Source organism: Citrobacter sp. Cpo109 (genome assembly GCF_030332565.1).
GTDB classification, from domain to species: Bacteria; Pseudomonadota; Gammaproteobacteria; order Enterobacterales; family Enterobacteriaceae; genus Citrobacter; species Citrobacter portucalensis.
This window is the reverse complement of sequence record NZ_JAOWHQ010000050.1, coordinates 40,497-50,040: the sequence shown is the minus strand read 5'-3', so window position 1 is coordinate 50,040 and position 9,544 is coordinate 40,497. Positions and strand designations below refer to the sequence as shown.

The following is a 9,544-nucleotide window of genomic DNA, read 5'->3' as shown; positions in this document are numbered from 1 at the left end:
AACGTTTAAGAAAATGCTGTTTTCCCGTCTGGCTGGCATTATTTGGGCTTTTGCATAAGGGAAAACAAATGTTAGTCGGCTATGTGCGCGTATCAACAAGTGAGCAAAACACAGCGCTGCAGCGTGATGCACTGGAACGCTCAGGATGTGAGCTAATTTTTGAAGACAAAATGAGCGGAAAAACAGCAGACAGGCCAGGGCTAAAAAGATTGCTCAGGACGTTGTCAGAGGGAGACACGCTGGTTGTATGGAAGCTCGACAGGCTGGGAAGAAGCATGCGACACCTTGTTACCCTGATAGAAGAACTCCGGCAGCGCGGAGTTAATTTCCGTAGTCTGACTGACAGCATAGACACCAGTACGCCAATGGGGCGGTTTTTCTTTCACGTTATGGGGGCACTGGCGGAGATGGAACGCGAGCTGATAGTGGAACGAACCCGTGCGGGACTGGAAGCGGCAAGAGCTAAAGGCAGGATTGGAGGGCGAAGACCAAAACTGACGCCAGAGCAATGGGCACAGGCTGGCAGGTTACTTGCTGCAGGTGAAACACGGCAGCGGGTTGCTTTAATTTTTGATGTGGGGATCTCGACATTATACCGCAAATATCCTGCGACATTGTGTGATTAACAGGACAACGCCGCGCAGCTGTCTGCGTGACGTAATCAATACAACATAGGGCGAAGCCTATTCCAATCAGGAGGTTCGCCGCTATGGCTCAGGATTACCACCACGGGGTGCGCGTTGTTGAAGTCAACGAGGGCACCCGATCTATCACCACGGTGAGCACCGCTATCGTGGGCATGGTCTGCACCGGCGATGATGCTGATGCGTCCGTATTCCCTCTCAATAAGCCGGTTCTGCTGACGGATGTGCTGGAGGCCAGCGGTAAAGCAGGCGAGTCCGGCACGCTGGCTCGTTCGCTGGATGCGATTGCCGACCAGTCAAAACCCGTGACGGTTGTTGTGCGCGTGGCGCAGGGCGAAACCGAAGCGGAAACCACTTCGAATATTATCGGTGGCGTCACGTCCGACGGTAAAAAAACGGGGATGAAAGCGCTGCTTTCTGCGCAGTCGCAACTGAAAGTTAAGCCGCGCATTCTCGGCGTGCCGGGGCATGACACGCAGGCGGTAGCCACTGAGCTGCTGAGTGTGGCGCAGAGTCTGCGCGGTTTTGCTTATCTGTCCGCCTGGGGCTGCAAGACGGTGGAGGAAGCCATTGCTTACCGGGACAATTTCAGCCAGCGAGAAGGGATGCTGATCTGGCCTGATTTCATCAACTTTGACACCGTTCTGAAAGCCGATGCCACGGCTTACGCCTCGGCCCGTGCGCTCGGTCTGCGCGCCAAAATCGACGAACAGACCGGCTGGCACAAAACCCTGTCCAACGTGGGTGTGAATGGCGTCACCGGTATTTCCGCTGATGTGTTCTGGGATCTGCAGGACCCGGCAACGGACGCGGGACTGCTGAACCAGAATGACGTCACCACGCTGATCTGCAAAGACGGCTTCCGCTTCTGGGGTTCCCGCTGCCTCAGTGACGATCCCTTGTTTGCGTTTGAGAACTACACCCGCACGGCGCAGGTGCTGGCTGACACGATTGCAGAGGGGCATATGTGGGCGGTGGATAAGCCACTGAATCCGTCACTGGCCCGCGACATTATCGAAGGTATTCGCGCCAAATTACGCAGCCTGGTAAATCAGGGATACCTCATCGGGGCTGACTGCTGGCTGGATGAGTCAGTGAACGATAAAGACTCCCTGAAAGCCGGGAAGCTCACCATCGACTACGACTACACGCCTGTGCCGCCACTTGAAAATCTGATGCTGCGCCAGCGCATCACCGATCGCTACCTGGTCGATTTTGCCAGCCGTGTCAGTGCATAAGGGGGATACATGGCATTACCACGCAAGTTAAAACACCTGAACCTGTTCAACGACGGGAACAACTGGCAGGGGATCGTTGAGTCCCTGACTCTGCCGAAATTCACCCGCAAGTTTGAGAAGTATCGCGGCGGCGGTATGCCGGGCGCGGTGGATGTGGATATGGGGCTGGATGACGGCGCACTGGACACGGAATTTTCAATCGGCGGCACCGAACTGTTGTTATTCAAGCAGATGGGCAAGGCAACCGTTGATGGCATCCAGCTGCGTTTCACCGGCTCTATTCAGCGTGACGATACCGGCGAAGTTCAGGCCGTTGAGCTGGTTGTGCGCGGGCGTCATAAAGAAGTGGATTCCGGCGAGTGGAAAACCGGCGAGAGCAGCACCACCAAAGTCAGCAGCACCAACAGCTACGCGAAGCTGACCATTAACGGCGAAGTGCTCTATGAGGTTGATCTGGTCAACATGATTGAAATCGTTGACGGCGTGGACCTGATGGAAGCACACCGTAACGCCCTTGGCCTCTGATTTAACTTAACGGCGCGGTGATCCGCGCCAGTATCTGATTAACAGGAAACGAACATGAGCGACAAGCTGACTGAAAAAACCGTACAACTGGATACGCCAGTCATGCGCGGTAAAACCCAAATCACCGAAATTGTGCTGCGTAAGCCTCAGTCTGGTGCGCTGCGCGGCACCCGCCTGCAGGCCATTATGGATATGGACGTGGGGGCCATGATGACAGTGATCCCGCGTATTTCCACCCCGACGCTGACCGCACAGGAAATGGCTGAACTGGACCCCGCCGATCTCACCGCGCTGTCGGTCGAGGTGGTGACTTTTTTGTTGAAGAAGTCGGTGCTTGCCGGTTTACCGACAGCCTGACGATTGATGACCTGGTGGCGGATATCGCCACCATCTTTCACTGGTCGCCGTCCATCACTGACGTTATGCCGCTGACAGAGGTGCTGGAGTGGCGGCACAAAGCGATTCAGAGAAGCGGGGCCAGCGATGAGTGACAATAACCTGCGTCTGCAGGTGATTCTGAATGCGGTTGACAAGCTCACCCGCCCATTTCGATCCGCGCAGGCCAGCTCAAAAAAGCTGGCTGCCGCTATTCAGCAAAGCCGCGCCCGGCTGAAAGAGTTAGATTCTCAGGCGGGCAGAATTGATGGCTTCCGTAAGGCCAGCGCGCAGCTGGCAGTCACAGGTAACAGCCTTAAAGCTGCCCGCGAAGAAGCGGCAAAACTCGCCACGCAGTTTACTGCGACCAACCGCCCGACGGCAGCACAGGCCAGACTGCTTGAGCAGGCTAAAAATCGCGTTACCGATTTACAGGGAAAATATAACGGGCTGCGTCAGTCAGTGCAGCGTCAGCGCCTTGCGCTGAATGAGGCAGGGCTTGATACAAAGAAACTGAGCAGCGCACAGCGTGAGCTACGGCAGAACGCCGATGAAACCAGACTGGCACTGGAGCGACAGCAAAAATCCCTGAAACGCCTGGGTGAACAGCAGGCGAGAATGAATGCGGTTCGTGATCAGTATTCGCGCCGTCTTGAGGTTCGGGATCGTATAGCCGGAGCCGGAGCCACCACCACAGCTGCCGGGCTGGCAATGGGTGCGCCGGTTATGGCTGCAGTGAAAAGCTACGCCAGCATGGAAGATGCCATGAAAGGCGTGGCAAAGCAGGTAAACGGGCTGCGGGACGATAACGGCAACCGTACAAAACAGTTTTATGACATGCAGGATGCCATTAAGGCTGCCAGTGAGCAACTGCCGATGGAGAATGGTGCTATAGACTATGCCGCGCTGGTTGAAGGCGGCGCGCGCATGGGCGTGACCAGCCAGGACGATCCTTACGAAGACCAGAAACGTGACCTGCTGGCCTTTGCATCCACGGCGGCAAAAGCAGCAACGGCCTTTGAGTTGCCCGCCGATGAGCTGGCGGAAGGGCTGGGGAAAATCGCGCAGCTCTATAAAGTGCCGACACGTAATATTGAACAACTGGGCGATGCGCTGAACTACCTGGACGATAACGCCATGTCAAAGGGTGGGGACATTATTAACGTCCTGCAGCGTATGGGGGGCGTGGCTGACCGCCTTGACTTCCGAAAGGCTGCTGCGCTGGGTTCAACATTCCTTTCTCTTGGGGCTGCCCCGGAAATTGCTGCCAGTGCCTCTAATGCCATGGTGCGTGAACTGTCCATTGCCACCATGCAAAGTAAACGCTTCTTTGAAGGTATGAACCTGCTGAAACTCAATCCTGCGGAGATTGAAAAGCAGATGACCACCGATGCCATGGGCACCATTCAGCGGGTTCTGGAGAAGGTCAACAATCTGCCGCAGGATAAACGCCTGTCAGCCATGACAATGATTTTTGGTAAAGAGTTTGGCGATGATGCGGCAAAGCTGGCTAACAACCTGCCGGAGCTGCAGCGTCAGCTGAAACTCACATCAGGCAGTGGTGCTAATGGCTCCATGCAGAAAGAATCCGACATTAACAAGGATTCATTGTCTGCGCAGTGGTTGCTGGTTAAGACCGGCGCGCAGAACGCTTTCAGCAGTCTGGGGGAAACATTGCGTCAGCCGCTGATGGACATTATGGGCATGGTTAAGGGCGTGACCGGGGCGCTGCGTCGCTGGGTGGAGCAGAATCCCGTGCTGGCTGGCACGCTGATGAAAGTGGCGGCGGCTACGGCGGCTGTCACTGTCGGGCTGGGTACACTTGCCGTGGCAGTGGCTGCTGTACTGGGGCCGATTGCGGTGATTCGGTTTGGCCTGTCTGTGCTGGGTGTAAAAACATTACCTTCCGTTGCTGCAGCGGTAACACGTACTGGCGGTGCCCTGTCATGGCTGGCAGGTGCGCCACTTTCCCTGTTGCGTCGGGGTATGGCGTCATCCGGTGGCAGTGTCGGGTTGCTGAGTGCCCCGCTTAATTCCCTGCGTCGCTCAGCCGGAATAGCGGGTAATGCACTGAAAACGGTGGCAGGTGCGCCGCTTGCCGTGTTCCGTGCCGGTATGTCAGGCATCCGTAATATTATCGGTATGGTGATGAACCCGCTGGCGGCGTTGCGGGGTGGGCTGACAGCTACCGGTGGCGTATTGCGTTTTCTTGTTTCTGGTCCGCTGGCATTACTTCGCGGCGCGCTGTTTGGTATTTCCGGCCTGCTGGGTGCGCTGCTCAGTCCGATAGGGCTGGTTGTGGCTGCGCTGGCTGGTGTGGCGCTGGTTGTGTGGAAATACTGGCAGCCCATCAGTGCATTTCTGGGGGGCGTGGTGGAAGGGTTCAAAGCCGCTGCTGCACCCATCAGCGCCGCCTTTGAGCCGCTCAGACCCGTGTTTCAGTGGATTGGTGACAGGGTGCAGGCCTTGTGGGGCTGGTTCAATGATTTGCTGACCCCGGTTAAATCCACTTCCGAAGAACTGAACAGCGCAGCTGCAATGGGGCGCCGGTTTGGTGAGGCGCTGGCGGAAGGTCTGAATAGGGTGATGCACCCGCTGGAGTCTCTTAAATCCGGTGTGTCATGGCTACTGGAAAAGCTCGGTATTGTCAGTAAGGAGGCGGCAAAGGCGAAACTGCCTGCGCAGGTCACGCAGCAGCAATCCGCCACGGTGAACAGTGACGGCAAAGTGGTGCTGCCGCAAGGCGGGTTTCCGGCTTACGCAGGGATGTACGACACGGGCGGGATCATTCCACGCGGGCAGTTTGGCATTGTTGGAGAAAATGGCCCTGAAATTGTGAACGGACCGGCAAATGTCACCAGCAGGCGGCGTACTGCTGCGCTTGCCTCTGTCGTTGCTGGCGTGATGGGGGTAGCTGCGACACCTGCAGAAGCGGCCCCGCTTCATCCGTTCAGTCTGCCTGCGAGGGCATACCAGACGCAGCCAGTGAAGGCTGACAGCCCGCCGTCAGTTATTCGTTATGAGATAAATGCGCCCATTCATATCGTCGCGCAGCCGGGACAGAGTGCGCAGGATATTGCCCGTGAAGTGGCACGCCAGCTTGACGAGCGGGAACGCAGGGCCAGGGCAAAAGCACGCAGCAATTTCAGCGATCAGGGGGGGTATGAATCATGATGATGGTGCTGGGTTTATATGTATTTATGTTGCGCACTGTCCCTTATCAGGAGTTGCAGTATCAGCGCAGCTGGCGACATGCCGCCAACAGCCGGGTGAACCGCCGCCCGTCAACGCAGTTTCTTGGCCCGGATAATGATTCACTGACACTGTCCGGGGTTCTGCTGCCGGAAGTGACCGGAGGCAGGCTGTCATTGCTGGCGCTGGAGTTGATGGCAGAGCAGGGCAAAGCGTGGCCTTTGATTGAAGGCAGCGGAACCATTTACGGCATGTTTGTTATTGAAAGTCTGAGCCAGACAAAGACGGAGTTTTTTGCAAGCGGCATGCCCAGGCGCATTGAGTTTACGATCACCCTCAAACGGGTTGATGAATCGCTGTCTGACATGTTCGGGAGCCTGAGTGACCAGCTCAGCAACCTGCAGGACTCTGCTGCCTCTGCGATTGGGGGGATTAAGAACACGGTAGGAGGATTGCTGCAGTGAACGTTAATTCTGATCTTCTGAATCTGAACAGCAAAAGCCCGGCTTTCAGTATCGTCATTGAAGGTAAGGACGTGACGACCGTGCTGGATACCCGCCTGATGAGTCTGACGCTGACGGATAACCGGGGCTTTGAAGCGGACCAGCTTGATCTGGAGCTGGACGACGCCGACGGGCTGATCGCCCTGCCGCGACGTGGGGCAGTGATTCAGCTGGCACTGGGCTGGAAAGGCCTGCCGCTTTTCCCTAAAGGGACTTTTACTGTGGATGAAATTGAACACAGCGGTGCCCCTGACCGGCTGACCATCCGGGCGCGTAGCGCAGATTTCCGTGAAACTCTCAATACACGGCGCGAAAAATCATGGCATCAGACAACGGTGGGGGAGGTGGTAAAGGAAATAGCCGCCCGGCATAACCTCAAAATGGCGCTGGGTAATGACCTGAAGGATAAGGCGCTGGATCATCTGGACCAGACCAATGAAAGCGATGCAAGTTTTCTGATGAAACTGGCGAGACAGTATGGGGCGATTGCTTCCGTTAAGGACGGGAATCTGCTGTTTATCCGGCAGGGACAGGGAAGAACGGCGAGTGGCAAGCCGCTGCCGGTTATCACCATCACGCGCAAAGCCGGTGACGGTCATCGGTTCACCCTTGCTGATCGTGGTGCCTATACCGGCGTTATTGCCAGCTGGTTGCATACGCGTGAACCCAGGAAAAAAGAGACAACCAGTGTTAAGCGTCGTCGAAAGAAAACCACCACACCCAAAGAGCTGGAAGCAAAACAGGGCGATTATCTGGTGGGAACGGATGAAAACGTGCTGGTTCTTAATCGTACCTACGCCAACCGGAGCAATGCAGAGCGCGCAGCAAAAATGCAGTGGGAACGTCTGCAGCGTGGGGTTGCTTCATTTTCCCTGCAGCTCGCTGAGGGGCGGGCTGATCTCTATACGGAAATGCCGGTGAAGGTTACAGGGTTTAAGCAGCCGATCGATGATGCAGAATGGACCATTACCACCCTGACGCATTCTGTCAGCCCGGATAATGGATTTACGACCAGCATGGAGCTTGAAGTAAAGATTGATGATCTTGAAATTGAATAATTGGTTCTCAATATTGAATAATGCTGTATCATTATTGCGAATACGGCAAGAGTGGTGGGATAACAGCGATGATGAACTGTCCAGAGTGCGGTCATGCAGCACATACCAGAAGCAGCTTTCAGGTATCAGCTACGACAAAAGAACGTTACAACCAGTGCCAAAATATAAATTGTGGCTGTACGTTCGTTACTCATGAAACGTTTGTACGGCACATTATAAAACCGAATCTAATTTCTTCTGCGCCGCCACATCCTGGAAAAGGTGGTCAAGGCCACATGAGTTTCTGAACAGAACCCGCTTTAATGGCGGGTTTTTGTTGCCGCCAGTCCGACACTCTGTCGCCATTTTGCCGCCATTACCAAAAAAAAGGGGCTACGTTTTCACGTAACCCCTTGTTTTATTTGGTGGAGCTGGCGGGAGTTGAACCCGCGTCCGAAATTCCTACATCCTCGGTACTACATGCTTAGTCAGTCTTTACATTCGCCTGGCACCTGCGGACAGACACGCCACTACCAGACTAGCCTGATTAGTTTTAACGCTTCAACCCCAGGCAGGGCCTCCACGCGATCTCTTTTGGGTTTGACCTCTCTTTGATCCCCGTCTTAAGAGCGGAAGCTAGGGAGAGAGGGCTCAGAGCAGGTTATTAAGCTGCTAAAGCGTAGTTTTCGTCGTTTGCGACTATTTTTTTGCGGCTTTTTACGAGGCCAACCGCCCCTCGGCATGCACCTTGGGTTTCGCGAATCCCGTCGAATCCAGAATCAGCCCCAATGTGTTAGAGCAAGTATAACAGACTTGTGACACGCGTGACCAGCCCCCGCAACCCCTAATCCTCAAGGATTTAGCGCTCGCGCAGCGCTTCTTTTGCGCGATTAAACGGTTTGATTAAATAGTCGACGATGGTTTTTTCACCTGTTTTTATATCCACTGTGGCAATCATGCCCGGTACGATGGAGAAATGGTGTCCCAGTTTGTTCTGTAAGAAGTCCTGATGCGTGCGGATAAACACGCGGTAATAGAAGATTTCTGGTTTCACTTTGTCCTGAATGGTGTCCGGAGAGATGGTTTCGACTACGCCTTCCAGGCCGCCGTAAATGGCGTAGTCATAGGCGGTAATCTTCACCAGCGCCCGTTGTCCAGGATGGATGAACGCGATATCACGCGGCGACAAGCGGGTTTCTATCAGCAGATGATCGTCCAGCGGCACAATCTCCATCATCTCGCCGTTGGGCGGGATAACGCCGCCGATGGTGGTGACCTGGATGTTTTTCACAATACCGCGCATCGGCGCGCGTACGGTCAGGCGGGTGACGGAATCCTCGCGTCCTTTTAAAATCGCCGCCAGCATGTCCACTTCGGCGTTAGCTTTTGACAGCGCTTCCCGCGCCTGCACGAAATATTGCGAGCGCAGGTCGGTGATTTTTAATCCCAGATCGCTTTTTTGTCGTTGCAGGCGCAGCACTTCTACGTGGCTGGCAGCACCGCTTTTCTCCAGCCGTTGGGTGATGGCCAGTTCTTTATTTACTGAGACCAGGGCATCTTGCAGTTCCGCCATTGAATCCGCAAGCTGCGCGCGACGGCTTTTATACAGGCGAGTTTCGGAGGCGATGAGATCCGGCCAGGCGCGCAGTGAATCGGGAAAGACCAGCGGCAGATCGTTAACTTCGGCATTAAGCCTTGCGCTGGAAGCCAGTGAGGCGCGATAACGGGCGGCGCTCTCCCCAACGTTGGACTCAGAACGGGTAGGGTCGAGGCGCGCCACAATTTGATTGGCCTGCACTTTATCTCCCTCGCGTATCGTAAGCTCAGCGAGAATGCCGCCATCCAGCGACTGCAAGACTTGCTCTCGCGAGCTGGGGATCACTTTCCCGCTGCCGGTTGAGACTTCATCCAGCTTGCCGAAATATGCCCAGATACCCAGGACGGCAAACAGCAGCGTGCTGAGCAGAATAATGCGGCTGGCCCCGGAAAAACGGTGCTCGCGGCGGATATCGAGGTCGTCCATGGCGGCA

At 55.4% G+C, this 9,544-nt stretch carries 10 protein-coding genes and 1 other RNA gene; 9 read left to right on the top strand and 2 right to left on the bottom strand.

All coding sequences use genetic code 11. The features are described from left to right. The first annotated feature begins 68 nt into the window (after nt 1-68). The 9 genes from OGY71_RS06590 (at nt 69) to OGY71_RS06550 (ending at nt 7,822) form a co-directional block, all read left to right on the top strand. Nucleotides 69-626 (top strand): recombinase family protein, encoded by a 558-nt coding sequence (locus OGY71_RS06590; RefSeq protein ID WP_048233364.1) that lies wholly within the window; start codon nt 69-71, stop codon nt 624-626. An 83-nt stretch (nt 627-709) separates the two neighbouring features. Further along, nucleotides 710-1,882 (top strand): phage tail sheath protein, encoded by a 1,173-nt coding sequence (locus OGY71_RS06585; RefSeq protein WP_275399036.1) that lies wholly within the window; start codon nt 710-712, stop codon nt 1,880-1,882. A gap of 9 nt (nt 1,883-1,891) precedes the next feature. Further along, the gene (locus OGY71_RS06580; protein WP_086550357.1) at nt 1,892-2,407 is read left to right on the top strand and encodes a phage major tail tube protein; all 516 of its coding nucleotides are present in this window, start codon (nt 1,892-1,894) and stop codon (nt 2,405-2,407) included. A 54-nt stretch (nt 2,408-2,461) separates the two neighbouring features. Continuing rightward, the gene (locus OGY71_RS06575; RefSeq protein ID WP_019077474.1) at nt 2,462-2,764 is read left to right on the top strand and encodes a phage tail assembly protein; all 303 of its coding nucleotides are present in this window, start codon (nt 2,462-2,464) and stop codon (nt 2,762-2,764) included. A 14-nt stretch (nt 2,765-2,778) separates the two neighbouring features. Next, nucleotides 2,779-2,898, top strand: coding sequence for a GpE family phage tail protein (locus OGY71_RS06570; protein ID WP_001397628.1), 120 nt, complete (start codon nt 2,779-2,781; stop codon nt 2,896-2,898). Continuing rightward, nucleotides 2,891-5,956 carry a phage tail tape measure protein gene (locus tag OGY71_RS06565; RefSeq protein ID WP_286613008.1) on the top strand — a complete coding sequence of 1,022 codons (3,066 nt, stop codon included), beginning with the start codon at nt 2,891-2,893 and terminating at the stop codon, nt 5,954-5,956. Before OGY71_RS06570 ends, OGY71_RS06565 begins: the two co-directional genes overlap by 8 nt. Beyond that, nucleotides 5,953-6,438, top strand: a complete 486-nt coding sequence (locus OGY71_RS06560) for a phage tail protein (protein WP_000980407.1) — start codon at nt 5,953-5,955, stop codon at nt 6,436-6,438. Before OGY71_RS06565 ends, OGY71_RS06560 begins: the two co-directional genes overlap by 4 nt. Then, nucleotides 6,435-7,535, top strand: coding sequence for a phage late control D family protein (locus OGY71_RS06555; RefSeq protein ID WP_286613007.1), 1,101 nt, complete (start codon nt 6,435-6,437; stop codon nt 7,533-7,535). Before OGY71_RS06560 ends, OGY71_RS06555 begins: the two co-directional genes overlap by 4 nt. A 68-nt stretch (nt 7,536-7,603) precedes the next feature. Then, complete coding sequence (locus tag OGY71_RS06550) at nt 7,604-7,822, top strand: ogr/Delta-like zinc finger family protein (protein ID WP_000980498.1); 219 nt, start codon at nt 7,604-7,606, stop codon at nt 7,820-7,822. A 115-nt stretch (nt 7,823-7,937) separates the two neighbouring features. Here OGY71_RS06550 and ssrA read toward each other — a convergent pair. Continuing rightward, nucleotides 7,938-8,301, bottom strand: a transfer-messenger RNA (tmRNA) gene (gene ssrA / locus OGY71_RS06545). A gap of 72 nt (nt 8,302-8,373) precedes the next feature. Continuing rightward, nucleotides 8,374-9,537 (bottom strand): beta-barrel domain-containing protein, encoded by a 1,164-nt coding sequence (locus OGY71_RS06540; protein WP_286613010.1) that lies wholly within the window; start codon nt 9,535-9,537, stop codon nt 8,374-8,376. Nucleotides 9,538-9,544 lie beyond the last annotated feature (7 nt).

Bases quoted from the DNA above. Each gene is read 5' to 3' on its own strand.
- OGY71_RS06540 (WP_286613010.1), bottom strand. From the start codon at position 9,537: ATGGACGACCTCGATATCCGCCGCGAGCACCGTTTTTCCGGGGCCAGC.
- OGY71_RS06550 (WP_000980498.1), top strand. From the start codon at position 7,604: ATGATGAACTGTCCAGAGTGCGGTCATGCAGCACATACCAGAAGCAGC.
- OGY71_RS06560 (WP_000980407.1), top strand. From the start codon at position 5,953: ATGATGATGGTGCTGGGTTTATATGTATTTATGTTGCGCACTGTCCCT.
- OGY71_RS06565 (WP_286613008.1), top strand. From the start codon at position 2,891: ATGAGTGACAATAACCTGCGTCTGCAGGTGATTCTGAATGCGGTTGAC.
- OGY71_RS06585 (WP_275399036.1), top strand. From the start codon at position 710: ATGGCTCAGGATTACCACCACGGGGTGCGCGTTGTTGAAGTCAACGAG.
- OGY71_RS06575 (WP_019077474.1), top strand. From the start codon at position 2,462: ATGAGCGACAAGCTGACTGAAAAAACCGTACAACTGGATACGCCAGTC.
- OGY71_RS06590 (WP_048233364.1), top strand. From the start codon at position 69: ATGTTAGTCGGCTATGTGCGCGTATCAACAAGTGAGCAAAACACAGCG.
- OGY71_RS06580 (WP_086550357.1), top strand. From the start codon at position 1,892: ATGGCATTACCACGCAAGTTAAAACACCTGAACCTGTTCAACGACGGG.